21 protein-coding genes and 3 tRNA genes are annotated in these 24,358 nt (G+C 70.7%); 19 read left to right on the forward strand and 5 right to left on the reverse strand.

Going from position 1 to position 24,358, the window contains the following annotated elements:
• The first annotated feature begins 317 nt into the window (after positions 1-317).
• Positions 318-1,052: a histone deacetylase gene (locus ACIBAI_RS03835; RefSeq protein ID WP_399030831.1), complete on the forward strand. Its 735-nt coding sequence runs from the start codon at positions 318-320 to the stop codon at positions 1,050-1,052.
• 442 nt (positions 1,053-1,494) lie between these two features.
• Entirely contained in the window at positions 1,495-1,707 is a 213-nt protein-coding gene (locus ACIBAI_RS03840) for a hypothetical protein (RefSeq protein WP_399030832.1), read from the forward strand.
• A gap of 140 nt (positions 1,708-1,847) precedes the next feature.
• Here the strand turns inward: ACIBAI_RS03840 and ACIBAI_RS03845 are convergent, their stop codons facing one another.
• The gene (locus ACIBAI_RS03845) at positions 1,848-2,504 is read right to left on the reverse strand and encodes an NAD(P)H-binding protein (RefSeq protein WP_399030833.1); all 657 of its coding nucleotides are present in this window, start codon (positions 2,502-2,504) and stop codon (positions 1,848-1,850) included.
• A gap of 118 nt (positions 2,505-2,622) precedes the next feature.
• A complete protein-coding gene (locus tag ACIBAI_RS03850; protein WP_399030834.1) occupies positions 2,623-3,870 on the reverse strand; it encodes an amidohydrolase family protein in 1,248 nt (415 codons plus the stop codon).
• 245 nt (positions 3,871-4,115) lie between these two features.
• Here ACIBAI_RS03850 and ACIBAI_RS03855 point away from each other — a divergent pair.
• The 6 genes from ACIBAI_RS03855 (at position 4,116) to ACIBAI_RS03880 (ending at position 6,833) form a co-directional block, all read left to right on the forward strand.
• Positions 4,116-4,188: transfer RNA gene (locus tag ACIBAI_RS03855), tRNA-Thr, on the forward strand.
• A 46-nt stretch (positions 4,189-4,234) separates the two neighbouring features.
• Positions 4,235-4,307: transfer RNA gene (locus tag ACIBAI_RS03860), tRNA-Met, on the forward strand.
• An 88-nt stretch (positions 4,308-4,395) separates the two neighbouring features.
• Positions 4,396-4,560, forward strand: coding sequence for a 50S ribosomal protein L33 (rpmG, locus tag ACIBAI_RS03865; RefSeq protein WP_003948671.1), 165 nt, complete (start codon positions 4,396-4,398; stop codon positions 4,558-4,560).
• A gap of 269 nt (positions 4,561-4,829) precedes the next feature.
• On the forward strand, positions 4,830-5,282 hold the full coding sequence (locus tag ACIBAI_RS03870) for a MaoC family dehydratase N-terminal domain-containing protein (protein ID WP_399030835.1): 453 nt from the start codon (positions 4,830-4,832) through the stop codon (positions 5,280-5,282).
• Positions 5,283-5,289: 7 nt separating this feature from the next.
• Positions 5,290-5,718, forward strand: a complete 429-nt coding sequence (locus ACIBAI_RS03875; RefSeq protein ID WP_399030836.1) for a MaoC family dehydratase — start codon at positions 5,290-5,292, stop codon at positions 5,716-5,718.
• A 59-nt stretch (positions 5,719-5,777) separates the two neighbouring features.
• Positions 5,778-6,833 carry a UDP-N-acetylmuramate dehydrogenase gene (locus tag ACIBAI_RS03880; RefSeq protein WP_399030837.1) on the forward strand — a complete coding sequence of 352 codons (1,056 nt, stop codon included), beginning with the start codon at positions 5,778-5,780 and terminating at the stop codon, positions 6,831-6,833.
• A gap of 57 nt (positions 6,834-6,890) precedes the next feature.
• Here the strand turns inward: ACIBAI_RS03880 and ACIBAI_RS03885 are convergent, their stop codons facing one another.
• On the reverse strand, positions 6,891-7,523 hold the full coding sequence (locus tag ACIBAI_RS03885) for an NAD(P)-dependent oxidoreductase (protein ID WP_399030838.1): 633 nt from the start codon (positions 7,521-7,523) through the stop codon (positions 6,891-6,893).
• A gap of 105 nt (positions 7,524-7,628) precedes the next feature.
• On the opposite strand from ACIBAI_RS03885, the gene ACIBAI_RS03890 reads away from it, so the two are divergent.
• Positions 7,629-8,246 (forward strand): TetR/AcrR family transcriptional regulator, encoded by a 618-nt coding sequence (locus tag ACIBAI_RS03890; RefSeq protein WP_399030839.1) that lies wholly within the window; start codon positions 7,629-7,631, stop codon positions 8,244-8,246.
• Between the two features lie 73 nt (positions 8,247-8,319).
• Here ACIBAI_RS03890 and ACIBAI_RS03895 read toward each other — a convergent pair whose 3' ends face one another.
• Both ACIBAI_RS03895 and ACIBAI_RS03900 read right to left on the reverse strand, forming a co-directional pair.
• Positions 8,320-9,360 carry an adenosine deaminase gene (locus ACIBAI_RS03895; protein ID WP_399030840.1) on the reverse strand — a complete coding sequence of 347 codons (1,041 nt, stop codon included), beginning with the start codon at positions 9,358-9,360 and terminating at the stop codon, positions 8,320-8,322.
• A 123-nt stretch (positions 9,361-9,483) separates the two neighbouring features.
• Entirely contained in the window at positions 9,484-10,710 is a 1,227-nt protein-coding gene (locus ACIBAI_RS03900) for a pyridoxal phosphate-dependent aminotransferase (protein WP_344599562.1), read from the reverse strand.
• Between the two features lie 273 nt (positions 10,711-10,983).
• Between ACIBAI_RS03900 and ACIBAI_RS03905 the strand changes: the two genes are divergently transcribed.
• From ACIBAI_RS03905 to ACIBAI_RS03950, 10 genes are all read left to right on the forward strand, one after another.
• Positions 10,984-11,056 (forward strand) — tRNA-Trp (locus tag ACIBAI_RS03905).
• Positions 11,057-11,161: 105 nt separating this feature from the next.
• Complete coding sequence (gene secE, locus ACIBAI_RS03910; RefSeq protein WP_399030841.1) at positions 11,162-11,449, forward strand: preprotein translocase subunit SecE; 288 nt, start codon at positions 11,162-11,164, stop codon at positions 11,447-11,449.
• 81 nt (positions 11,450-11,530) lie between these two features.
• Positions 11,531-12,340 (forward strand): transcription termination/antitermination protein NusG, encoded by an 810-nt coding sequence (gene nusG / locus ACIBAI_RS03915; RefSeq protein WP_399030842.1) that lies wholly within the window; start codon positions 11,531-11,533, stop codon positions 12,338-12,340.
• A gap of 169 nt (positions 12,341-12,509) precedes the next feature.
• Complete coding sequence (gene rplK, locus ACIBAI_RS03920) at positions 12,510-12,944, forward strand: 50S ribosomal protein L11 (RefSeq protein ID WP_344599559.1); 435 nt, start codon at positions 12,510-12,512, stop codon at positions 12,942-12,944.
• Between the two features lie 82 nt (positions 12,945-13,026).
• A complete protein-coding gene (gene rplA / locus ACIBAI_RS03925) occupies positions 13,027-13,752 on the forward strand; it encodes a 50S ribosomal protein L1 (RefSeq protein WP_344599558.1) in 726 nt (241 codons plus the stop codon).
• Positions 13,753-13,891: 139 nt separating this feature from the next.
• Positions 13,892-14,803, forward strand: coding sequence for a hypothetical protein (locus ACIBAI_RS03930; protein WP_399031359.1), 912 nt, complete (start codon positions 13,892-13,894; stop codon positions 14,801-14,803).
• A 324-nt stretch (positions 14,804-15,127) separates the two neighbouring features.
• Entirely contained in the window at positions 15,128-15,658 is a 531-nt protein-coding gene (gene rplJ, locus ACIBAI_RS03935) for a 50S ribosomal protein L10 (RefSeq protein ID WP_210922683.1), read from the forward strand.
• Between the two features lie 118 nt (positions 15,659-15,776).
• Entirely contained in the window at positions 15,777-16,166 is a 390-nt protein-coding gene (gene rplL, locus ACIBAI_RS03940) for a 50S ribosomal protein L7/L12 (RefSeq protein ID WP_399030843.1), read from the forward strand.
• Positions 16,167-16,735: 569 nt separating this feature from the next.
• Complete coding sequence (gene rpoB / locus ACIBAI_RS03945; RefSeq protein ID WP_344599555.1) at positions 16,736-20,221, forward strand: DNA-directed RNA polymerase subunit beta; 3,486 nt, start codon at positions 16,736-16,738, stop codon at positions 20,219-20,221.
• A 94-nt stretch (positions 20,222-20,315) separates the two neighbouring features.
• A complete protein-coding gene (locus ACIBAI_RS03950) occupies positions 20,316-24,215 on the forward strand; it encodes a DNA-directed RNA polymerase subunit beta' (protein ID WP_399030844.1) in 3,900 nt (1,299 codons plus the stop codon).
• Positions 24,216-24,358 lie beyond the last annotated feature (143 nt).

Below are 24,358 nucleotides of genomic sequence, written 5' to 3' on the forward strand. Positions count from 1 at the left end.
CGCGGCGGGCAGGGCGATGATCCGCCGGGAGGGCGCCGGAGGGGGACGGGGCGCCCGCGCGCGGGCGGCGCGAGACGTCCCGGACACGTCCCGAGGGCGCCCACGGCTCCCCGGCGGATCGGCCGCGCAGGACGGACGGATGCGGCGCGGCGCCGGGAGCGCCGGGAGGAAACCGCCGTACACATGCCTGGGGGTGCCGGGACCCGGCATCGGGGAACCCGATCCAGCCGCACCGGTGGCGTTCCCCGGGGGAACGGGTTACGACAGGGACGACCGCCCGCTGCGGGCGATGGCCACCCTTCCTCCGGGGGACCGGCATGGCATCGGACACGAACTCTCCGGGGCGCGCCGCACGTGTGCGGGAGCCGGCCGGCGTCAAGGCGCTGACCGGCGTCGATCCGGTCCGGCCGGTGGACCGGAACCCGCGGCGGGTGTGGTACGCGGCCTACGGTTCCAACACGCACCCGGACCGCCTGGCCTGCTACGTCGAGGGCGGCCGGCTGCCCGGAACCACCAGGGAGCACCCGGGCTGCCGAGACCCGCGGATGCCCTCACGATGCCTCCCGGTCGAGCTGAACGGTGCCGTGTACTTCGCCACGGAGTCGCCGGTGTGGGGCGGCGGCCGGGCGTTCTACGACCCGTACGCGGACGGGCGGGTGCCGGCGCGGGCGTATCCGGTCTCCGCCGCGCAGTTCTCCGACATCGCCGCCCAGGAGATGTACCAGGCCCCTGGCGGGTCCCTCGACCTGGCCGAGGTGATCACGGACGGCCGGGCGGTGCTGGGCGAGGGGCGTTACGAGACGCTGATCTGTGCCGGGCGGATCGAGGAACTGCCCGTCCTCACCTTCACCGCGCCGTGGCGCATGACCGACGTGCCGTGGAACCCGCCGTCGGCCGCATACGTGCGCTACCTGGCCTCCGGCCTGCTGTCCGCGGATGTCTGGGACCTGGAGGCGGTCGCTTCGTACCTTGCCGCGTGTCCCGGGGCGGCCGGCCACTGGTCGGTGCGGGCACTGACCGAGTTGATGGGCGATGGCGCGCCCGGCGGCTGAGGCGAGGAGCGCGGCCGCCCCGGCCCCGGCCGGAGCCGGCCCCCCGACGGCCGCCCACCCGCGGAACTTCCTGGACAAGGCACTCGGGTCCGGCGTGTCGTGCCTCGGGCGCGCGTTCTTCCGCGGACTGTCCCCGTTTCCCGCCCGTGGGTCCTGTCCATGAGCCGCGCCCGTGGGTCCCGTCCATGAGCCGCGCCCGTGGGCCCTGCTCGTGGTCCGCTCGCGGGGCCTGCCCGCGAGCGGCCTCGCCGCCGTGTCCGGACCCGGCGATCCGCGATCCGCGATCCGGGTTCCGCGTTCCGGTGATCCGCGTCCGCCGCCGCCCGCGGGGACGCCCGTGCCGTGGCTCTTCCGCCGGACGGCGTCACCCGGCGGCTCAGCGGGCCCGGGCGGCCCTTCCGCGGCGCGGCGGCACCCGGCGGGCGCACGGCACACTGGCGTCATGACCAGCCGCCGCAGACAGTGTCCCGAGTGCCGCCGTGAAATCGCCGTCGTGGCCGGGCGGTTCGCGCGCCACGACCCGCCCGGCGCCCGGGGGAGCGGTGAGCTGGTCTCCTGCCCGGGCTCCCGTCGGCCGGCTCGACTCGGCGCGGCCCAGCCGTCGTTGGACGGGTACGTGGTCCCCGACTTCCCCGGCCAGCTCCCCCTGTTCTAGGACGCCGCCAAGGCCCCGAAACCCTCAGACCTCCATGTCCTCCGCGCCGCCGTCCGGCACGGCCGGCCGGGCCGCCGGAGGACCCTGTGCGTCCGCCGCGGCGGCGTCTGCCGTGCCGCTGCGGCTCCCGGTGGTCGAGCTCAGTTCCCGGCCACCGACTTCACCGCCACCGACACCGGGGTCGACCCGCTGATCAGCTCCAGCGTCAGCCCGGCCGTCGCCGGGGTGTCGACCAACTCCGCCAGCACGGCGGCCACGTCGTCCCGCGGGACCGGGCCGCGGCCCGTGTGCGCCTCCAGGCGTACGAGGCCGGTGCCCGCGTCGTTCGTCAGCTGGCCGGGACGCAGGATCGTCCAGTCCAGCGCGTCCAGCGCACGCACGTACGCGTCGGCCTCGCCCTTGGCGCGCAGGTAGACGTCGAAGATCTCGTCCCCCCGGTGCGCCGGGTCCGCGCCCATCGACGACACGATCACGAAGCGCCGCACGCCCGCCCGGACCGCCGCGTCCGCGAACAGGGTCGCCGCGGCCTTGTCCACCGTGTCCTTGCGGGCCGCGCCGCTGCCGGGGCCGGCGCCCGCCGCGAAGACCGCCGCGTCCGCGCCCCGCAACCGCTCGGCGACTTCCTCGACCGAGGCCGACTCCAGGTCGAGCACGACCGGTTCGGCACCAACTTCCCGCAGGTCGTCGGCCTGTTCGGGCTTCCGGATGAGTCCCTCGACCGCTTCTCCGCGCGCGGCGAGCAGCCGCTCCAGCCGCAGCGCGATCTGACCATGACCACCAGCGATGACAATGCGCATGTCTTCGACCGTACGCCCGCGGGACCGCATTCGCCGCACGGCTTCGGCCGCGTCCCGCCCGGCCCGGGAAGCGGCAGGCGGCACCACGGCCGCCGGGCGGCCGGCGAGCCGGGCGGCCTCATCCCGCCTCCCCCCGCCCCTGCCGCGGCAACCCGGCCTCCCCCGCCACCGGCGAGTCGCAGAACTCCCGTACCGCGCTCGTCCGCACCACCACGCGCCCCCGGTGCACCACCACCCGGCTGTACGCCGACGACAGCGCCCCCGCCAGCCGTTCCGCGCGCACCGCCAGCAACTCGGCCGGGAAACCCGCCTCCACCCGCACCTCGGGCAGTCCCAGCACCGCCCGCGCCGACGCGCCCACCGTGTCGTAGGCGTCCTCCGGCCGCAGCCCGTGCCGCGAGGCCAGCAGGTACGCCGTGTCCAGCGGGTCCCCGCGCCCCACCGGGTTCGCCGCGTCCCGCAGCGCCCCGCTCCCGGCGGCGACCCGCACCCCGGCCGCCCGCAGCAGTCGTACCGGTGCCGTGCCGCGGCGGTCGACGCCCGTGCAGCCGCCCTGCGGCAGGCACACCACCGTCATCCCGGCCGCCGCCAGCCGGTCCGCGGCCCGGGACGCCACCTCCGCGGGCAGCCGGCCGAGGCCGCCGCACGGGCCCAGCGCCACCCCGGGACGCAGCCCGCCCGCCATCGCCGCGAACCGGGCCAGCCGCCTCGGATCGGCGGCGTCCGTGTGCAGGTCGACCGGGCGGCCGTGCTCGCCGGCGACCTCCAGGACGGCCTCCGCGTAACCGGCCGGGTCGGGATCCAGGTCCGGGCAGCCGCCCACCACGCAGGCGCCCATCCGCAGCGCCTCCCGCAGCATCGCCAGCCCGTCGGCGCCGGCCACCCCGGTCAGCACCCGCGGCACCGCCACCACCGACAGCTCGGTCAGCCCGCGCAGCGCCCGCCGCGCCCGCAGCACGGCGGCCAGCGCGCCCAGCCCCTTGACGTCCCCCACGCGCACGTGCGCCCGCAGCGCGGTCGCCCCGTACCCGAGCTGCAGCAGCGCCGCCTCCGTGGCCCGGCGCTGGACGTCCTCGGCGGCGCACGGGACCGGGCCGCCGGCGTCGGCCGACAGCGCGGTGTCGGCGTGCGCGTGCGGTTCGGCCGGGGCCGGCAGGAGCAGGTAGCCGGTGAGGTCCACGCGCGTGCCCGTGAAGGCGCCGGCCGCGGTCAGGCTGCCGGCCGTGCCGACCGCCTCGATGCGCCCGCCGCCCAGCCGTACGTCCACGGTCCTGCCGTCGGCGAGCCGTGCCCCGCACAGCAGCAGCGGGGCCGGGTCCGGCACGGACGACGAGGGGGGTGGCGGCTGCGGCCGGCTGTCGGGCATCGCGTTCCTCGGGTGCGGGGCTGCGCAGGGGAGCGCAAGATCACGCAGAGTGGGTCGAGCCTAGGACGGCGACCGGTCCCCGGCGGGCAGGAGGGCAATAGTCGTACCGGTGTGGTCCGCCGTGCGGGCGACCGCACGGACGGGGCGGCGGGGCGTCCGGGAAGGCCGCCGGAGCGGGGGGCGGGCGGGTGCCGCGGAACGGATTTGGGCGAACGGCGGCGGAGCGTGTAATGTCTTCATCGCTCGCCCCAATAGCTCAGTCGGCAGAGCGTCTCCATGGTAAGGAGAAGGTCAACGGTTCGATTCCGTTTTGGGGCTCTGGTGTGAGAGGTTCCCGCCGCGAGGCGGGGCCCGATCGCATCGAAGCGGTGTAGCTCAGTCGGTAGAGCAAGCGGCTCATAATCGCTGTGTCACCGGTTCAAGTCCGGTCACCGCTACTCACAGTAGCCGATTGTGGGGTCGGTCCTTCGATCGGCTACTCTTCTTGCGTTAAATCAGTCCACCCGTTCGTCAAGGAGCACTCACGTGGCTGCCACCGACGTCCGCCCGAAGATCACGCTGGCCTGCGTGGAGTGCAAGGAGCGGAACTACATCACCAAGAAGAACCGGCGTAACAACCCGGACCGTCTTGAGATGAAGAAGCACTGCCCGCGTTGCAACGCGCACACCGCGCACCGCGAAACGCGATAAAACAGGCTCGTACGCGAGGCCGTCCCCGTAAGCCGGGGGCGGCCTCGCGTCGTTTCCGGCCCACCGGCCGGCCGAGGACCCCAGGGGCTTCGTTATGGGGCCCCTACAGCGTGCGCCACCGGTCTCTATCGGGATCCGGCTGGAGAGCACCGGCGGTCGCCGTGGAGGATCACCGGGGAGAGCCGTTCCCGTTCCTTGCCGAGACCGCTCGGCACAGAGGTCGTCCGTGCGCCGCTCGACGACCGCCGACACTTGGAGGTGCCGCGCCCATGGCGCTCGACCAGTCCTTCGTGGGGCGGACCTATCCGCCCACCGCGCCCTACGAGGTGGGCCGGGAGAAGATCCGCGAGTTCGCGGAGGCGGTGGGGGACACCAACCCGGCGTACACGGACGTGGAGGCCGCCAAGGCGCTCGGCCACCCCGATGTGATCGCACCCCCGACCTTCGTGTTCTCCATCACCTTCCGGGCCGCCGGGCAGGTCGTCGAGGACCCGCAGCTCGGCCTGGACTACAGCCGGGTCGTGCACGGCGACCAGAGGTTCGTCTACACGCGCCCGGTGCGCGCCGGCGACCGGCTCACGGTCACCTCGACCATCGAGGCGATCAAATCCATGGCCGGCAACGACATCCTGGACATCCGCGGCGAGGTCCACGACGAGGCCGGCGAGCACGTCGTGACCGCCTGGACCAAGCTCGTGGCCCGCGCGGCCGAGGAGGCGTGAACACACCATGACGGCGAAGATCGCGTACGCCGACGTCGAGGTCGGCACCGAACTGCCCGCGCGGACGTTCCCCGTGACCCGCGCCACCCTCGTGAAGTACGCGGGCGCCTCCGGCGACTTCAACCCGATCCACTGGAACGAGAAGTTCGCCAGGGAGGTCGGCCTGCCGGACGTCATCGCGCACGGCATGTTCACCATGGCCGAGGCGATCCGCGTGGTCACCGACTGGACCGGCGACCCCGGCGCGGTCGTCGAGTACGGCGTCCGCTTCACCAAGCCCGTCGTCGTCCCCAACGACGACCGGGGCGCCGTCATCGAGGTCGGCGGCAAGGTCGCGGCCAAGCTCGACGACCACACCGTCCGCGTGGACCTGACGGCGACCAGCGGCGGACAGAAGGTGCTGGGCATGGCACGGGCGGTCGTGCGGCTGGCCTGAGCGGGCGGCCGGATGCGCGCGTGCGGGGGCGCCGCGCGCGTGCAACTAGTCTTGGGCGCGTGCAGGAACTCCACGACGCCCCCCTCGCCCCGCTCACCACCTTCCGGCTGGGCGGCCCCGCGACCCGGCTGCTCACCGCGACCACCGACGACGAGGTGATCGCCGCCGTCCGCGAGGCCGACGACAGCGGCACGCCCCTGTTGCTCATCGGCGGCGGGTCCAACCTGGTCATCGGCGACAAGGGCTTCGACGGCACCGCACTCGTCATCGCGACGAAGGGCTTCTCCCTCGACGGCACCGAGCTGGAACTGGCCGCCGGCGAGGTGTGGACCGACGCCGTCGCCCGCACCGTCGAGGCCGGACTCGCCGGCGTCGAGTGCCTCGCCGGCATCCCCGGATCGGCGGGCGCCACCCCCATCCAGAACGTCGGCGCGTACGGCCAGGAGGTCTCCGCCACGATCACCGAGGTGATCGCCTACGACCGCAGGGCCCGCGCGACGGTCGCCCTCGCCAACGCCGACTGCGCCTTCGCCTACCGCCACAGCCGCTTCAAGGCCGACCCCGAGCGGTACGTCGTGCTGCGCGTCCGCTTCGCGCTGGAGGACGCCGGCGGGCTCTCGGCCCCCCTCAGGTACGCCGAGACGGCCCGCGCCCTCGGCGTCCGGCCCGGCGACCGCGTGCCGCTGGCCGACGCCCGCGACACGGTCCTGAAGCTGCGCGCCGGCAAGGGCATGGTCCTGGACCCGGAGGACCACGACACCTGGTCGGCGGGGTCCTTCTTCACCAACCCGATCCTCACCGACGCCGAGTTCGCCGACTTCCGCGCGCGCGTGCGGGAGCGGCTCGGCGACGGCGTGGAACCGCCCGCCTACCCGGCGGGGGAGGGGCGCACCAAGACCTCCGCGGCCTGGCTGATCGACAAGGCCGGCTTCCCCAAGGGCTACGGCACCGGCCCCGCCCGCATCTCCACCAAGCACACGCTCGCCCTGACCAACCGGGGCGGAGCGACCACGGAGGACCTGCTCGCCCTGGCCCGCGAGGTCGTCGCCGGCGTCCGCGAGGCCTTCGGCGTCACCCTGGTCAACGAACCGGTGACGGTCGGCGTGAGCCTGTAGGGCCCGCTCCCGCGGGAAGCACCGCCCCGGGAGCCCGGCACGCGCGTCACAGGGCCGTCAGTACGCCACCCCCACGCCCTGCCCCACCGTCGCCGCGTCGCCGGTCATCGCCAGCATCGCGTGGGCCACGTCGGCGCGCCCGATGAAGCGCCCCTTCGGCGGGAACCCGCCGACGACCCTCCGGTACGCCCCGCTGACCGGCTTGTCCTGCAGCCGCGGCGGCCGTACGACGGTCCAGTCGGTGGCGCTGCGGGCGATGTCGGCCTCCATCTGCCGCAGATCCGCGTAGATGTCCCTCAGGACCGCGGAGACGACGGAGCGCACGGCGCGGTCGAGCGGTCCGTCCTCCGCCGGCGCCGGACCCACCGGCGCCGCGCTCACCACCAGCAGCCGCCGCACCCCCGTCGCCTCCATCGCGCCCAGCACCGTCCGGGTCAGCCGGGCCGCCACCCCGGCGTCCTTCCGGCCGCGGGCGCCGAGCCCGGACAGCACCGCGTCCCGGCCGGCCACCGCCGGGCGCACCACCGCCGGATCGCTCAGCCCGGCCCGGAACACCTCCAGGCCCGCGCCGGTGACGGTGAGCCGCGCGGGGTCCCGTACGACCGCCGTGACCTCGTGCCCGGCGTCCAGCGCCTGCCGGACGATCTCCTGGCCGATGCCTCCCGTGGCACCGAACACCGTGAGCCGCATGACGCACTCCCCCTGCCCCGCCTCGGTGGGTGAGCACTTGCCCACCCCGGTGCCCCCTAGAGTGAGTAAGTACTTACTCACCCGTCAAGCCCGGTTGGAGCAGCCATGCAGTCACCGGCCCGCAAGCCGGCCCGGGAACGCGTCCTGGACGCGGCCCACCACCTGATGAGCACCGTCGGACTCGCCCGCACCACCACCAAGGAGATCGCCCGGGCGGCCGGCTGCTCCGAGGCCGCGCTCTACAAGCACTTCGCGAGCAAGGAGGAGCTGTTCATCCACGTCCTGACCGAACGCCTGCCGCAGCTGGCTCCGCTGCTGCACGGCCTGGCCGCCGAACCGGGACGGCGCACGCTCGCGGAGAACCTCACCGAGATCGCCCGCCAGGCCGCCCTCTTCTACGAGCAGAGCTTCCCGATCGCGGCCTCGCTGTACGCCGAGACCCAGCTCAGACGGCGGCACGACGACGCGATGCGGGAGGTGGGCAAGGGGCCGCACCTGCCCATCGAGGGGCTCACCGCGTACCTGCGGGCGGAACAGGCCGCGGGACGGGTCAGGGCCGACGCGGACCCCTTCGCGGCGGCCTCGCTGCTGATCGGGGCGTGCGCGCAACGGGCCTTCGCGTACGACGCCGCGCCCGGTGGACGCCCCCCGGTGGACGACTTCGCCCGCCGCCTCGTCCGCACGCTGCTGAGCGGGATCTCCGCCGCTGACGGCCGGACGTGACGGCCGCCGGGCGCACGGCACCCGTACGCGGCCGGGGCCGCGCGCGGCACGCCGCCCCAGGCGGTGGCCCGCCTCAGGCGACCGGGGCGCCGAGCCAGGCGTCGACGCCCTCCAGCAGCTTCGCCTTGACGTCCTCCGGGGCCACCGACGCCCGCACCGACTGCCGGGCCAGTTCCGCCAGTTCCGCGTCCGTGAACCCGTGGTGCCGGCGCGCGATCTCGTACTGCGCCGCCAGCCGCGAGCCGAACAGCAGCGGGTCGTCCGCGCCCAGCGCCATCGGCACGCCCGCCTCGAACAGCGTCCGCAGCGGCACGTCCTGCGGCTTCTCGTACACGCCGAGCGCCACGTTCGACGCCGGGCACACCTCGCAGGTCACCTGCCGGTCGGCGAGCCGCTTCAGCAGCCGGGGATCGTCCGCCGCCCGCACCCCGTGCCCGATCCGGTGGGCCCCCAGGTCGTCCAGGCAGTCCCGCACCGACGCCGGCCCCGCCAGCTCGCCCCCGTGCGGCGCCGACAGCAGCCCGCCCTCCCGCGCGATCGCGAACGCCCGGTCGAAGTCCCGCGCCATCCCGCGCCGTTCGTCGTTCGACAGCCCGAAGCCGACCACGCCCCGGTCCGCGTACCGCACCGCCAGCCGGGCCAGCGTGCGCGCGTCCAGCGGGTGCTTCATCCGGTTCGCCGCCACCAGCACCCGCATCCCGAGCCCGGTCTCCCGCGTCGCGGTCTCCACCGCGTCCAGAATGATCTCCAGCGCCGGGATCAGCCCGCCCAGGCGGGGGGCGTACGAGGTCGGATCGACCTGGATCTCCAGCCAGCCCGAGCCGTCCCTGACGTCCTCCTCCGCGGCCTCGCGCACCAGCCGCCGGATGTCCTCCGGCTCCCGCAGGCACGAGCGTGCCGCGTCGTACAGCCGCTGGAAGCGGAACCAGCCCCGCTCGTCCGTCGCCCGCAGCCGCGGCGGTTCCCCGCTCGTCAGCGCCTCGGCCAGCGCCTCGGGCAGGCGCACGCCGTACTTGTCGGCCAGCTCCAGCAGGGTGGCGGGCCGCATCGACCCGGTGAAGTGCAGGTGCAGATGGGCCTTCGGCAGCTCAGAGAGATCACGTACACGCTCCATTCCCAGATCCTGCCGCACGTCCCCGGCGTCCCGGTAGCGCCTTCCCCGTTCGTGGTCTTGCCCGCACACACGTCAGAGGGCCCGTCCCGGGAACGTTCCCGGGACGGGCCCTCCCGGCGGACGTCAGTCCCTGGCCTCCGCCAGCAGCTTCTGGATCCGGCTCACGCCCTCGACGAGGTCCTCGTCGCCCAGCGCGTACGACAGCCGCAGGTACCCCGGCGTGCCGAACGCCTCGCCGGGCACCACCGCGACCTCGGCCTCCTCCAGGATCAGCGCGGCCAGCTCCACGGTGTCCCGCGGACGCCTGCCGCGGATCTCCTTGCCGAGCAGCGCCTTCACCGACGGGTAGGCGTAGAACGCGCCCTCGGGCTCCGGGCAGACCACGCCGTCGATCTCGTTCAGCATCCGCACGATGGTCCTGCGGCGCCGGTCGAAGGCCTCCCGCATCCTCTCGACCGCGCTCAGGTCGCCGGACACCGCGGCCAGCGCCGCCGCCTGCGCCACGTTGGACACGTTCGACGTCGCGTGCGACTGGAGGTTGGTCGCGGCCTTCACCACGTCCTTCGGGCCGATGACCCAGCCGACCCGCCAGCCCGTCATGGCGTACGTCTTCGCCACGCCGTTGACGACGATGCACTTGTCGCGCAGCTCCGGCAGGAGCGCGGGCAGGGACGTGAACGCCGCGTCCCCGTACACCAGGTGCTCGTAGATCTCGTCCGTCAGGACCCACAGCCCGTGCTCCACGGCCCACCGGCCGATCGCCTCGGCCTGCTCGGCGCTGTAGACGGCGCCGGTCGGGTTCGACGGCGACACGAACAGGACGACCTTCGTCCGCTCCGTCCGGGCCGCCTCCAGCTGCTCGACGCTCACCCGGTAACCGGTCGTCTCGTCCGCGACGACCTCCACCGGGACACCGCCGGCCAGCCGGATCGACTCCGGGTACGTCGTCCAGTACGGCGCCGGGACGATGACCTCGTCGCCCGGGTCGAGGATCGCGGCGAACGCCTCGTAGATGGCCTGCTTGCCGCCGTTGGTGACGAGGATCTGCGCGGGGTCGACCTCGTAGCCCGAGTCGCGCAGCGTCTTCGCGGCGATCGCGGCCTTCAGCTCGGGCAGACCGCCGGCCGGGGTGTAGCGGTGGTACTTCGGGTTGCGGCAGGCCTCGACCGCGGCCTCGACGATGTAATCCGGGGTCGGGAAGTCGGGTTCACCGGCGCCGAAGCCGATCACCGGACGCCCGGCGGCCTTGAGGGCCTTGGCCTTGGCGTCCACGGCGAGGGTGGCGGACTCGGAGATCGCGCCGACTCGGGCGGAGACCCGGCGCTCGGTGGGAGGGGTTGCAGCGCTCATGAAACCCATCGTTCCAGACCGGAAACGCGCCCGGCACGCGGGTTTCACGTACTGAACAGCCCCGGGCAAACCCGCGGACACCAGTGCGGATCCACCCCGCGGACCGGGCGCTCTTCGGCCAGAGTTCCGCTCCCGAGGCCGGCCACGGGCCTTTTCTGTTCGACGACCGGCCGCGGACCACGTACACTCTCACCTCGTTGGCCTTCAGCAGCCCGCACTCACAGGGTGCACACCCGGCACCCGGGTGAATGCGGTACGTTGGGGGACACACAAAGGGTCGTAGCTCAATTGGTAGAGCACTGGTCTCCAAAACCAGCGGTTGGGGGTTCAAGTCCCTCCGGCCCTGCTACACACACCGCCAGGATGTGTGCGCATGTACGTACAGCAATGCACTGCCGTGCGGCTCAGACCGGGCGCGGCACGGCCACGACCCGGAATCAGGTGAGGACGAGTGACGGACGCCGTGGGCTCCATCGACATGCCTGATGCCCAGGACGAGGCGCCGGACTCCACGAAGAAGACCCGCAAGGGCGGCAAGCGGGCCAAGAAGGGCCCGCTGAAGCGCCTCGCGCTCTTCTACCGCCAGATCATCGCGGAGCTCCGCAAGGTCGTCTGGCCGACCCGCAACCAGCTGACGACGTACACCACCGTGGTGATCATCTTCGTCGTCATCATGATCGGCCTGGTCACCGTGATTGACTATGGGCTCAGCAACGCCGCCAAGTACGTCTTCGGCTGAGCCGCTAGCGAAGAGCGCCGAGGTACCCGGCGCTCCTTTTCGCATGTTCCACCCCTATGTATCCAGGAAGAAGCAGCCACCGTGTCTGACCCGAACGTGAACGACGCCATCGAGCCGGTCGAGTCCGTCGAGGACGAGCTCGACACCGTCGAGGGCGCGGACAACGAGGACACCGAGACCTCCGCCGAGGTCGAGGCTGCCGACGCCGCCGAGGCCGAGGAGACGGACGGCGAGACCGAGGCCCGGGAAGAGGAGGCCGGAGCCGAGCCCGAGCTCGACCCGGTCGAGAAGCTCCGCCAGGAACTGCGCGGCCTGCCCGGCGAGTGGTACGTCATCCACACCTACGCCGGCTACGAGAAGCGCGTGAAGGCCAACCTGGAGCAGCGCGCCGTCTCGCTGAACGTCGAGGACTTCATCTACCAGGCCGAGGTGCCCGAGGAAGAGATCGTCCAGATCAAGAACGGCGAGCGGAAGACGGTCAAGCAGAACAAGCTCCCCGGCTACGTCCTGGTCCGCATGGACCTGACCAACGAGTCCTGGGGCGTCGTCCGCAACACCCCCGGCGTCACCGGCTTCGTGGGCAACGCCTACGACCCGTACCCGCTGACCCTGGACGAGATCGTCAAGATGCTCGCCCCGGAGGCCGAGGAGAAGGCCGCCCGCGAGGCCGCCGAGGCCGAGGGCAAGCCGGCTCCGCAGCGCAAGGTCGAGGTCCAGGTGCTGGACTTCGAGGTCGGCGACTCGGTCACCGTCACCGACGGCCCGTTCGCCACGCTGCAGGCCACCATCAACGAGATCAACGCCGACTCCAAGAAGGTCAAGGGCCTGGTGGAGATCTTCGGCCGGGAGACGCCGGTCGAGCTCTCCTTCGACCAGATCCAGAAGAACTAGCCGCTTCCGGACCGCCAGCTCCCGAACAGGTCAGACGGGCTCCGAGCCGGTCTGACCTGCTCGGTTTTTGGCCGCACATGGATACCCGTTATCGTTGTGCGGTATGCCTCCATCCGGACGATCCGGATCGGACGGTGGAAAACTCTCACTAAGGACCCGGAGAGAGCACATGCCTCCCAAGAAGAAGAAGGTCACGGGGCTCATCAAGCTCCAGATCCAGGCCGGTGCCGCCAACCCGGCCCCGCCGGTCGGCCCCGCGCTGGGTCAGCACGGCGTGAACATCATGGAGTTCTGCAAGGCCTACAACGCCGCGACCGAGTCGCAGCGCGGTTGGGTCATCCCGGTGGAGATCACGGTCTACGAGGACCGTTCCTTCACCTTCGTCACCAAGACCCCGCCGGCCGCCAAGATGATCCTCAAGGCCGCGGGCATTGAGAAGGGCTCCGGCGAGCCGCACAAGACCAAGGTCGCCAAGATCACCCGCGACCAGGTCCGCGAGATCGCCCAGACCAAGATGCCCGACCTCAACGCCAACGACCTGGACGCCGCCGAGAAGATCATCGCCGGCACCGCCCGTTCCATGGGCGTCACGGTCGAGGGCTGACCTCAACCCCCGTACCAAGCGGAAGTGTGGCAGGGCCTGCTCGGCCCGGACCACGACTCCTAGGAATCCACAGGAGCTTTAAGTGAGCAAGCGCAGCAAGTCCCTTCGCGCTGCGGACGCCAAGATCGACCGGGAGAAGCTCTACGCTCCCCTCGAGGCCGTCCGTCTCGCCAAGGAGACCTCCACGACCAAGTTCGACGGCACCGTCGAGGTCGCCCTGCGTCTGGGCGTCGACCCGCGCAAGGCCGACCAGATGGTCCGTGGCACCGTGAACCTCCCGCACGGCACCGGCAAGACCGCCCGGGTCCTGGTCTTCGCGACCGGCGACCGTGCCGAGGCCGCGCGTGCCGCGGGCGCCGACATCGTCGGCGCCGACGAGCTGATCGACGAGGTGTCGAAGGGCCGCCTGGACTTCGACGCCGTCGTCGCCACCCCGGACCTCATGGGCAAGGTCGGCCGCCTCGGCCGCGTGCTCGGTCCGCGTGGTCTGATGCCGAACCCGAAGACCGGCACCGTCACCCCCGACGTCGCCAAGGCCGTCACCGACATCAAGGGCGGCAAGATCGAGTTCCGCGTCGACAAGCACGCGAACCTGCACTTCATCATCGGCAAGACGTCCTTCGACGACACCAAGCTGGTGGAGAACTACGGCGCGGCGCTGGAGGAGATCCTCCGTCTGAAGCCGTCCGCCGCCAAGGGCCGCTACATCAAGAAGGCCGCCATCACCACCACGATGGGCCCTGGCGTCCCGGTCGACCCGAACCGCACCCGCAACCTCCTCGTCGAGGAGGACCCGGCCGCGGTCTGAGCCCGGTGGCTCACCTGATCGGTCACGGGCCCGGCACCTTTCGAGGTGCCGGGCCCGTTCCCTTTGCGGGACAGCCGTCGGCGGCCTGCGTTAGCGTGCAGGCACGGGACACGCACAGGGGGGCTCCGGGGTGGAACGTGTGAAGCGCGGGTTCGTACGCCGGGTGGGCCTCGTGGTCGTGCTGGCGGCCGCCCTGACGGGCACGGGCGCCTGCACCGTGGCCGACCCCTCCGACGGCTCCGCCGGGGACACCGGGGCCGGCCGGGCCGCGACCCGGGCCGACCTGGCGGCCCTGCGCGCCGCCGAGCGGTCCACGGACCGGGCCGACTCCGCCCGAGTCGAGTCCACCACGACGATGGGCACGCTGATGTCCATGACCGCCGACGGCACCCTGAGCTGGGGCGACGGCCTCACCGGCACCCTCACCCTCACCTGCACCGGCGGCACGCTGGCCGACACCATGCGCCGCCTCGGCGCCACGTCGATGGAGGCCCGCTACCTCCCCGACGCCTACTACGCCCGCATGGGCGACACCTTCGCCGAGCAGGCGGACGGCAAGCACTGGATCCGGTACGCGTACGACGATCTGGAGGACCTCGCCGGCGGCTCCGGCGCCTACCTCGGGGAGCGGATGCGCAGCACCACCCCGAACCAGTCGGTGCAGCTCCTGCTGGCCTCCGGGGACGTCCGCGAGGTCGGCGAGGAGGTGGTGCGCGGCGAGCGCACCACGCACTACTCGGGCACGGTCGACGTCGCCGACCTCGCCACCCGGGACTCCGGCCTCGGCGAGAGCCGGCTCGCCGACCTGAGGAAGCAGCTCACCGGGGCCGGCGTCACCACCGAGACCGTCGACCTCTGGGTCAACGACCGGAACCTGCTGGTGAAGAAGGTCGAGAAGAGCCGGACGGCGACCGGGCAGCTGACCCAGACCGCGTACTACAGCGACTACGGCGTCCGGGTCTCCGTCGAGAAGCCCCCGGCCGACGACACCGGGGACTTCGAGGAACTGCTGCGCGAGCACGGGACCACCCTGGACGGCGGCGCCTCCTGACCCCGCTCGGGCCCGTGCGGGCGGCCCCCTCCCGGGTCCCGTACGGGCGGATTTGCTCGACGGCGTTTCGTTCCCGTACTCTCCTACAGAAGCCAAAGACCGCTGGTCGTTGCCGTGCCCCGAACGGGGTCGGTGGCCGAAGGATCCGCTGAACTGCGGACGACCCGCGCAGGTGACAGTGGAAGAACTCCCGGAGCACGCGTGTCCACACGCGTGTGCGGCCGGTCGAGTCCGCCCCGTGCGCCTGCGCCGGGGCGTTTCGTTTTCCCCAGTCCTCCTTCGGGTCCGCGCGGTCCGAATCACCCGGAAGGAGGCCGAGGCTCTATGGCGAGGCCCGACAAGGCTGCCGCGGTTGCCGAGTTGACGGATCAGTTCCGCAACTCGAACGCCGCCGTGCTGACCGAGTACCGCGGTCTCACCGTGGCCCAGCTCAAGCAGCTGCGCCGTTCGCTCGGTGAGAACGCCCAGTACGCCGTGGTGAAGAACACGCTGACCAAGATTGCGGCCAACGAGGCCGGGATCACGACGCTGGACGACCTGTTCAACGGTCCGACGGCGGTCGCCTTCGTCACCGGTGACCCGGTGGAGTCGGCGAAGGGTCTTCGTGACTTCGCCAAGGACAACCCCAATCTCGTCATCAAGGGCGGTGTCCTTGACGGCAAGGCGCTGTCCGCCGACGAGATCAAGAAGCTTGCGGACCTCGAGTCCCGCGAGGTTCTGCTGTCCAAGCTGGCCGGTGCCTTCAAGGCGAAGCAGTCCCAGGCTGCCTCCGTCTTCCAGGCGCTGCCGTCGAAGCTCGTCCGCACCGTGGACGCGCTGCGCGCCAAGCAGGACGAGCAGGGCGGTGCCGAGTAATTCGGCTCGCTTCCTGACCCACGCCGCCTGAGCGCGGCACGGGTCGCAGCGGGCCCGACGTACGCCCGCCTCACCCAGTACATCCGGCACCTGCCGATTTAGTGGAAGGACCGCCATCATGGCGAAGCTCACCCAGGACGAGCTGCTTGCCCAGTTCGAGGAGATGACCCTCATCGAGCTCTCCGAGTTCGTGAAGGCCTTCGAGGAGAAGTTCGACGTCACCGCCGCCGCGGCCGCCCCGGTCGTCGTCGCCGGTGGTGCCGCCGGTGGCGCCGCCGCCGAGGCCGAGCCGGAGAAGGACGAGTTCGACGTCATCCTCGCCGGTGCCGGCGACAAGAAGATCCAGGTCATCAAGGTCGTGCGCGAGCTGACCTCCCTGGGCCTGAAGGAGGCCAAGGACCTGGTCGACGGTGCGCCGAAGCCGGTTCTGGAGAAGGTCAACAAGGAGCAGGCCGACAAGGCCAAGGAGGCCCTCGAGGGCGCCGGCGCCTCCGTCGAGGTCAAGTAAGACCTCTCCGGGGCTCGGACACTCTCCGACCTCTCCGCGGCGCTGAGAACAGCCCCGTAGGGCTGTAACGCGAACGCACCGAGGAGCGATCATCCATCCGGGTGGTCGCTCCTCGGCGTTCCCGGGGTCCGGCCACGGTTGCCTTGCATCCCCGTTCGCGGGAGGTATGGTGATCTTCGTCGTCCCTCCGGGTGCCCCGCTCGGGGGCGGGGAGGGCCTTGACGAACCGCACGCAGCGCGCAATTCTCAGGACGCGTCGTTACAAGGATCCAGAAATCCGAGGCATGGATCGACGACGAAGAGGGCAGTATCAACGTGCGTTGAGGGCAAGCATGCCGAGGGCGTTGAGAACAACAAGGGTCGCGAAAACCCCGCACTGGACATCAGTGGGCCAAGTGGCTACACTGACCCTTTGCGCTGCCTGTTAGCTGTCCCCTGCCCGTCACCAGGGGTCTGCCCTCGCCTCAGCACCGACGACCAGATCATCCCCGACCTGGGATTTCTGTCTCCGTGCACGGTGGGGGACCGGTACGCGCGTAGTGAGTCCGAGCCCTCGGAAGGACCCCCTCTTGGCCGCCTCGCGCAACGCCTCGACCGCGAATACGAACAACGCTGCCAGCACCGCCCCGCTGCGCATCTCCTTTGCAAAGATCAAGGAGCCCCTCGAGGTTCCGAACCTTCTCGCGCTCCAGACCGAGAGCTTCGACTGGCTGCTCGGCAACGACGCATGGAAGGCTCGCGTCGAGGAGGCCCTGGAGAACGGTCAGGACGTCCCCACCAAGTCCGGCCTCGAGGAGATCTTCGAGGAGATCTCCCCGATCGAGGACTTCAGCGGGTCGATGTCGCTGACCTTCCGCGACCACCGCTTCGAGCCGCCGAAGAACTCGATCGACGAGTGCAAGGAGCGCGACTTCACGTACGCGGCCCCGCTCTTCGTCACGGCCGAGTTCACCAACAACGAGACCGGCGAGATCAAGTCCCAGACGGTCTTCATGGGCGACTTCCCGCTCATGACCAACAAGGGCACCTTCGTCATCAACGGCACCGAGCGTGTCGTGGTGTCGCAGCTGGTCCGTTCGCCGGGCGTCTACTTCGACTCCACCATCGACAAGACCTCCGACAAGGACATCTTCTCCGCCAAGATCATCCCGTCCCGGGGCGCCTGGCTGGAGATGGAGATCGACAAGCGCGACATGGTCGGTGTCCGCATCGACCGCAAGCGCAAGCAGTCCGTGACCGTCCTGCTCAAGGCGCTCGGCTGGACCACCGAGCAGATCCTCGAGGAGTTCGGCGAGTACGAGTCCATGCGCGCCACCCTGGAGAAGGACCACACCCAGGGCCAGGACGACGCGCTGCTCGACATCTACCGCAAGCTGCGCCCGGGCGAGCCCCCCACGCGCGAGGCCGCGCAGACGCTGCTCGAGAACCTCTACTTCAACCCCAAGCGCTACGACCTCGCCAAGGTCGGCCGCTACAAGGTCAACAAGAAGCTGGGTACGGACACCCCGCTGGACGCCGGGATCCTGACCGTCGAGGACATCATCGCGACGATCAAGTACCTGGTGAAGCTGCACGCCGGCGAGACCGAGACGGTCGGCGACAACGGCCGCACGATCATGGTCGAGACCGACGACATCGACCACTTCGGCAACCGCCGTATCCGCAGCGTCGGCGAGCTGATCCAGAACCAGGTCCGTACGGGTCTCGCCCGTATGGAGCGCGTCGTGCGCGAGCGCATGACCACCCAGGACGTCGAGGCGATCACGCCGCAGACCCTGATCAACATCCGGCCGGTCGTCGCCTCCATCAAGGAGTTCTTCGGCACCAGCCAGCTGTCCCAGTTCATGGACCAGAACAACCCGCTGTCGGGGCTGACGCACAAGCGTCGTCTGAACGCCCTCGGCCCGGGTGGTCTCTCCCGTGAGCGGGCCGGCTTCGAGGTCCGTGACGTGCACCCCTCGCACTACGGCCGCATGTGCCCGATCGAGACGCCGGAAGGCCCGAACATCGGTCTGATCGGCTCGCTGGCCTCCTACGGCCGGGTCAACGCGTTCGGCTTCATCGAGACGCCGTACCGCAAGGTCGTCGACGGCCAGGTCACCGACGAGGTCGACTACCTGACCGCCGACGAGGAGGACCGCTTCGTCATCGCGCAGGCCAACGCGCCGCTGACGGACGACCTCCGCTTCGCCGAGAACCGCGTGCTGGTCCGCCGCAAGGGCGGCGAGGTCGACTACGTCGGCCCCGAGGACGTGGACTACATGGACGTCTCGCCGCGCCAGATGGTGTCGGTCGCGACCGCCATGATCCCCTTCCTGGAGCACGACGACGCCAACCGCGCCCTCATGGGCGCGAACATGATGCGCCAGGCCGTCCCGCTGATCCAGGCGGAGGCCCCGCTCGTCGGCACCGGCATGGAGTACCGCTCCGCCGTCGACGCCGGCGACGTCGTCAAGGCCGAGAAGGCCGGTGTGGTCCAGGAGGTCTCCGCGGACTACATCACCACCGCCAACGACGACGGCACGTACATCACGTACCGCCTGGCCAAGTTCGCCCGCTCCAACCAGGGCACCTCGGTCAACCAGAAGGTCATCGTCAACGAGGGCGACCGCGTCGTCGAGGGCCAGGTCCTCGCCGACGGCCCGGCCACCCAGAACGGCGAGATGGCGCTCGGCAAGAACCTGCTGGTCGCCTTCATGCCCTGGGAAGGCCACAACTACGAGGACGCGATCATCCTCAGCCAGCGCCTGGTGCAGGACGACGTCCTCTCCTCGATCCACATCGAGGAGCACGAGGTCGACGCCCGGGACACCAAGCTCGGCCCCGAGGAGATCACCCGGGACATCCCGAACGTCTCCGAGGAGGTCCTCGCCGACCTCGACGAGCGCGGCATCATCCGCATCGGCGCCGAGGTCATCGCCGGTGACATCCTCGTCGGCAAGGTGACCCCGAAGGGTGAGACCGAGCTGACCCCCGAGGAGCGCCTGCTGCGCGCCATCTTCGGTGAGAAGGCCCGTGAGGTCCGTGACACCTCGCTGAAGGTGCCGCACGGCGAGACCGGCAAGGTCATCGGCGTGCGCGTCTTCGACCGCGAGGAGGGCGACGAGCTGCCGCCGGGCGTGAACCAGCTGGTCCGCGTCTACGTGGCGCAGAAGCGCAAGATCACCGACGGTGACAAGCTCGCCGGCCGCCACGGCAACAAGGGCGTCATCTCGAAGATCCTGCCGATCGAGGACATGCCGTTCCTGGAGGACGGCACCCCGGTCGACATCATCCTCAACCCGCTGGGCGTGCCGTCCCGGATGAACCCGGGACAGGTGCTGGAGATCCACCTCGGCTGGCTCGCCAGCCAGGGCTGGGACGTCTCCGGCCTGGCGGAGGAGTGGGCGCAGCGTCTGCAGGCCATCGGCGCGGACCAGGTCGAGCCGCGTACCAACGTGGCGACGCCGGTCTTCGACGGCGCCCGCGAGGACGAGCTGGCGGGTCTGCTGCAGCACACCCTGCCGAACCGCGACGGCGACCGCCTGGTCCTCCCGTCCGGCAAGGCGCGGCTGTTCGACGGCCGTTCGGGTGAGCCGTTCCCGGACCCGATCTCGGTCGGCTACATGTACATCCTGAAGCTGCACCACCTGGTCGACGACAAGCTGCACGCCCGCTCGACCGGCCCGTACTCGATGATCACCCAGCAGCCGCTGGGTGGTAAGGCCCAGTTCGGTGGCCAGCGGTTCGGTGAGATGGAGGTGTGGGCACTCGAGGCCTACGGCGCCGCGTACGCCCTCCAGGAGCTGCTGACCATCAAGTCCGACGACGTCACCGGCCGCGTGAAGGTGTACGAGGCCATCGTCAAGGGCGAGAACATCCCCGAGCCCGGCATCCCCGAGTCCTTCAAGGTGCTCATCAAGGAGATGCAGTCCCTGTGCCTGAACGTGGAGGTGCTGTCCAGCGACGGCATGTCCATCGAGATGCGCGACACCGACGAGGACGTCTTCCGCGCCGCGGAGGAGCTCGGCATCGACCTGTCCCGGCGCGAGCCGAGCAGCGTCGAAGAGGTCTGACGGGAGTCCGGCGGGCCTGCCACCAAGGCCCGCCACCCCCGGTGACCCCCGTACAGACCGAAAGACTTACGACCCTGAGAGGGATTGACGCATAGTGCTCGACGTCAACTTCTTCGACGAGCTCCGGATCGGCCTGGCCACCGCTGACGACATCCGTCAGTGGAGCCACGGCGAGGTCAAGAAGCCCGAGACCATCAACTACCGCACCCTCAAGCCCGAGAAGGACGGTCTCTTCTGCGAGAAGATCTTCGGTCCGACCCGGGACTGGGAGTGCTACTGCGGCAAGTACAAGCGTGTCCGCTTCAAGGGCATCATCTGTGAGCGCTGCGGCGTCGAGGTGACCCGCGCCAAGGTGCGCCGTGAGCGGATGGGCCACATCGAGCTGGCCGCCCCCGTCACGCACATCTGGTACTTCAAGGGCGTCCCGTCGCGTCTGGGCTACCTGCTCGACCTGGCGCCGAAGGACCTGGAGAAGGTCATCTACTTCGCGGCGTACATGATCACGTACGTCGACGAGGAGCGCCGTCAGCGCGACCTGCCCTCGCTGGAGGCCCACGTCTCCGTCGAGCGCCAGCAGATCGAGCAGCGCCGCGACGCCGACCTGGAGGCCCGCGCCAAGAAGCTGGAGAGCGACCTGGCCGAGCTGGAGGCCGAGGGCGCCAAGGCCGACGTGCGCCGCAAGGTGCGCGAGGGCGCCGAGCGCGAGATGAAGCAGCTGCGCGACCGCGCCCAGCGCGAGATCGACCGTCTCGACGAGGTGTGGAACCGCTTCAAGAACCTCAAGGTCCAGGACCTGGAGGGCGACGAGCTGCTCTACCGCGAGCTGCGCGACCGCTTCGGCACGTACTTCGACGGCTCGATGGGCGCCGCGGCGCTGCAGAAGCGCCTGGAGTCCTTCGACCTCGAGGAGGAGGCCGAGAAGCTCCGCGAGATCATCCGCACCGGCAAGGGCCAGAAGAAGACCCGCGCCCTGAAGCGCCTGAAGGTCGTCTCCGCGTTCCTGCAGACGTCCAACAGCCCCAAGGGCATGGTTCTGGACTGCGTGCCGGTCATCCCGCCGGACCTGCGTCCGATGGTGCAGCTGGACGGTGGCCGCTTCGCGACCTCCGACCTGAACGACCTGTACCGCCGGGTCATCAACCGCAACAACCGTCTGAAGAGGCTGCTCGACCTCGGCGCGCCCGAGATCATCGTCAACAACGAGAAGCGCATGCTTCAGGAGGCCGTTGACGCCCTCTTCGACAACGGCCGTCGCGGCCGCCCGGTGACCGGCCCCGGCAACCGCCCGCTGAAGTCCCTCAGCGACATGCTGAAGGGCAAGCAGGGCCGCTTCCGCCAGAACCTGCTCGGCAAGCGCGTCGACTACTCGGCGCGTTCCGTGATCGTCGTCGGTCCGCAGCTGAAGCTGCACCAGTGCGGTCTGCCGAAGGCGATGGCGCTGGAGCTGTTCAAGCCGTTCGTGATGAAGCGCCTGGTCGACCTGAACCACGCGCAGAACATCAAGAGCGCCAAGCGGATGGTCGAGCGCGGCCGCACGGTCGTGTACGACGTGCTGGAAGAGGTCATCGCGGAGCACCCGGTCCTGCTGAACCGTGCGCCCACGCTGCACCGCCTCGGCATCCAGGCCTTCGAGCCGCAGCTGGTCGAGGGCAAGGCCATCCAGATCCACCCGCTCGTGTGCACCGCGTTCAACGCGGACTTCGACGGTGACCAGATGGCCGTGCACCTGCCGCTGTCCGCGGAGGCGCAGGCCGAGGCCCGCATCCTGATGCTGTCCTCGAACAACATCCTCAAGCCCGCCGACGGCCGGCCGGTGACGATGCCGACCCAGGACATGGTCCTCGGTCTGTACTTCCTCACCACCGACCACGAGGGCCGCGACGTCAAGGGCGAGGGCCGTTCCTTCGCGTCCGTCGCCGAGGCGATCATGGCGTTCGACGCCGGCGAGCTGTCGCTCCAGGCGCCGGTCGACATCCGCTTCCCGGTGGGCACCATCCCGCCGCGCGGCTGGACCCCGCCGGCCCGCGAGGAGGGCGAGCCCGAGTGGCAGCAGGGTGACAGCTTCCGGCTGCGCACCACGCTGGGCCGCGCGCTCTTCAACGAGCTGCTGCCCGAGGACTACCCGTTCGTCGACTACGAGGTCGGCAAGAAGCAGCTCTCCGAGATCGTCAACGACCTCGCCGAGCGCTACCCGAAGGTCATCGTGGCGGCCACGCTCGACAACCTGAAGGCGGCCGGCTTCTACTGGGCCACCCGCTCCGGCGTCACCGTCGCCATCTCCGACGTCGTCGTCCCCGAGGCGAAGAAGGAGATCGTCCGCGGGTACGAGGCGCAGGACGAGAAGGTCCAGAAGCAGTACGAGCGCGGTCTGATCACCAAGGACGAGCGGACCCAGGAGCTCATCGCGATCTGGACCAAGGCCACCAACGACGTGGCCGAGGCCATGACGGGCAACTTCCCGAAGACCAACCCGATCTTCATGATGGTCAACTCGGGTGCCCGAGGAAACATGATGCAGATGCGTCAGATCGCCGGTATGCGCGGTCTGGTGTCGAACGCGAAGAACGAGACCATCCCGCGGCCGATCAAGGCGTCGTTCCGCGAGGGTCTGTCCGTGCTGGAGTACTTCATCTCCACGCACGGTGCCCGTAAGGGTCTCGCCGACACCGCCCTGCGTACCGCCGACTCGGGTTACCTCACCCGTCGTCTGGTCGACGTCTCCCAGGACGTCATCATCCGCGAGGAGGACTGCGGCACCGACCGCGGCCTGAAGCTCCGGATCGCGGAGCGCGGCGCGGACGGCGTGCTGCGCAAGGCGGAGAACGTCGAGACGTCCGTGTACGCGCGCTGCCTCGCCGAGGACATCGTGGTCGACGGCAAGGTGCTGGCCCCGGCCGGCACCGACCTGGGCGACGTGCTCATCGAGGAGCTCATCCTCCAGGGCGTCGAGGAGGTCAAGACCCGCTCGGTCCTGACCTGCGAGTCCGCGGTCGGCACCTGCGCGATGTGCTACGGCCGTTCGCTGGCCACCGGCAAGCTGGTCGACATCGGTGAGGCGGTCGGCATCATCGCCGCCCAGTCCATCGGTGAGCCCGGCACCCAGCTGACGATGCGTACCTTCCACACCGGTGGTGTGGCCGGTGACGACATCACCCAGGGTCTGCCGCGTGTCGTCGAGCTCTTCGAGGCCCGTACCCCGAAGGGTGTCGCTCCGATCTCCGAGGCCTCCGGCCGCGTGCGGATCGAGGAGACGGAGAAGACCAAGAAGATCGTCATCACCCCGGACGACGGCAGCGACGAGACGGCCTACCCGATCTCGAAGCGCGCCCGGCTCCTGGTCAGCGAGGGCGAGCACGTCGAGGTGGGCCAGAAGCTCACCGTGGGTGCCACCAACCCGCACGACGTGCTGCGCATCCTGGGCCAGCGCGCCGTCCAGGTCCACCTGGTCGGCGAGGTGCAGAAGGTCTACAACTCGCAGGGTGTGTCGATCCACGACAAGCACATCGAGATCATCATCCGGCAGATGCTGCGCCGCGTGACGATCATCGAGTCCGGCGACGCCGAGCTGCTGCCCGGCGAGCTGGTCGAGCGCTCGAAGTTCGAGCAGGAGAACCGTCGTGTGGTCCAGGAGGGCGGTCACCCGGCCTCCGGTCGTCCGCAGCTCATGGGTATCACCAAGGCCTCGCTGGCGACCGAGTCCTGGCTGTCGGCGGCGTCCTTCCAGGAGACGACCAGGGTCCTCACGGACGCGGCGATCAACGCCAAGTCCGACTCCCTGATCGGCCTCAAGGAGAACGTCATCATCGGTAAGCTCATCCCGGCCGGTACGGGCCTGTCCCGCTACCGCAACATCCGGGTCGAGCCGACCGAGGAGGCCAAGGCCGCGATGTACTCGGCCGTCGGCTACGACGACATCGACTACTCGCCGTTCGGCGCGGGCTCCGGGCAGGCCGTGCCGCTGGAGGACTACGACTACGGTCCGTACAACCAGTAAGCGAGCAGCAGCATGAAGGGCGGCCATCCCGTGACGGGGTGGCCGCCCTTCGGCGTACGTGCGGGGGCGGGGGTGCCCTTCAGCGGCCGGGGGCGGCGGGTCGCGGGGTCTGCGGGCGCTGGGCGGGCAGGTGCGGGCCCGCG

Source organism: Streptomyces sp. NPDC051041 (genome assembly GCF_044456065.1).
GTDB lineage: Bacteria > Actinomycetota > Actinomycetes > Streptomycetales > Streptomycetaceae > Streptomyces > Streptomyces glaucus.